A 1,608-nucleotide genomic window follows, 5' to 3' on the forward strand; every position below is an offset into this window, starting at 1 on the left:
CAGAATTTATATGAACTGCTGTTTTGCCAAGCTCTTTTGACTCTTTCTGGATGGCTGGCGGGGCAGGTGCATTCGGGATATCCAGAGGATACTCCCCGGTAGTAACAAATTTGTAGAATTCATTAGGCGACAGTTTGGCAAGATGCCACTGATAACGCCGAGTGTTGTAATAATCCATATAGTCATCAATGATGACCTGAACCTCAGCAAACTCAGTACATTCCGCAAGTTTCGGCATGATGTGATCTTTCATATGGCCGAAGAAGCTTTCTTGCGGAGCATTGTCCCAGCAGTTTCCCCTGCGGGACATGGACTGGCGGAGTTTTTTATCATAAAGGATATTTATGAACTTGTGGCTGGTATAATGGCAGCCCTGATCTGAATGAATGATCGTTTCCGCCTGGAGGGAGACTCCATGATTTTCCACCAGTTTGTTGATGGTTTCCAAAACGAAATCCACTTCCAGTGATGGGCTGAGCACATACGACAGTATCTGCTTGGTAAAGGCATCCAGGACAGTAGATAAATAAGCAAAGGTGCCATTGTACGGCAGATAAGTGATGTCGGTCAGCAGGACGATTCTGGGACCGTATGCCTCAAATTCACGCTGAAGCAGGTTGTCTGCGACATTACTTGTCTTAAGGGATTTAGCCATCCGCCTGTAAGGGTTCGGGCCTCTATAGGGGCAGGACAGATTGAATTTGTCCATCAGACGCCGGATCTTTTTGAGATTCATGATCACAGGCGGATCCATATGAAGCAAGGCCATGTAGATGCCCTTGGCACCTTTTGTATACCCGTGCATTTTGTAGGCAGCGAGTATCAAATCAAAGTCATGACGGTCCTGCTGTTCTTTAAGTTCTCTTGCAGGAGCGGCTTTGACCCAGGCGTAATAACCGCTGCGGGATACACCTGCCATTTCACAGAGCGTCTTGACAGACATGATGTTATGGCTTTGCTGCATGGTGTTGTAGATGATTTCGAATATACAGGAAGAATCGTTCATGAGCAGCGCACCTACTTCCTTGTAGTTCTGATCGAGGAAATTTTTTTTAGAAACTCCATTTCCTGTTTCAGGTAATCTACTTCATGCCGCAACTGTTTGATCTCATCAGCCTCGGATACAGGTTTGGCAGCATCTGTGGGTGCATCGTGGCTGGCTGCTTTGCCCCGTGGCCCATAACCCGCATGGAATTCCCCGTACTTTTTATATTCGGTACGGATATGATTGGAAATGCTCCATACGCGTCGTTCACCAATGATGCTGATGTCAAAACCATGATCTTCAAGTATCTTTCTCGGAGATTCACCGGCTTTGTATGCGGTCATGAAGAGTTCCTTGAACTCTTTGGTGAGAGTGATCCTAGTCTCAGTAACACTGTAGATGTAGGGGTTTTGACGAAGTAACTGTTGTTGTTCCTCTGTGAATAGTTTTCTGCTCATGAAAATCCTCCATTTCTGTGATTAGAATATCACATCTGGAAGGGAGTGTTCAAGAAAAAGGGTTCACATTGGAACAGTGTTTAAGAACAGGGGCACGTCTTGTGTGGGTGTCCGAAAAACAGGTACTACACTAATTCGCGTGTCCACTGTTATGGGTACATTATA

The 1,608-nt window shown here is 45.7% G+C and carries 2 protein-coding genes; both read right to left on the reverse strand.

Annotation, left to right across the window (positions count from 1 at the left end; genetic code table 11):
* Nucleotides 1-1,006: IS3 family transposase (locus tag ACTNDQ_RS15315; RefSeq protein ID WP_441064997.1), on the reverse strand; the 1,006-nt coding region annotated here is incomplete at its 3' end.
* Nucleotides 1,007-1,017: 11 nt separating this feature from the next.
* Nucleotides 1,018-1,443: an HTH domain-containing protein gene (locus ACTNDQ_RS15320; protein WP_005342877.1), complete on the reverse strand. Its 426-nt coding sequence runs from the start codon at nt 1,441-1,443 to the stop codon at nt 1,018-1,020.
* Nucleotides 1,444-1,608 lie beyond the last annotated feature (165 nt).

Origin of the sequence: Blautia massiliensis (ex Liu et al. 2021) (assembly GCF_052064225.1) — a bacterium.
GTDB lineage: Bacteria > Bacillota > Clostridia > Lachnospirales > Lachnospiraceae > Blautia_A > Blautia_A fusiformis.

Bases quoted from the DNA above. Each gene is read 5' to 3' on its own strand.
- ACTNDQ_RS15320 (WP_005342877.1), bottom strand. From the start codon at position 1,443: ATGAGCAGAAAACTATTCACAGAGGAACAACAACAGTTACTTCGTCAA.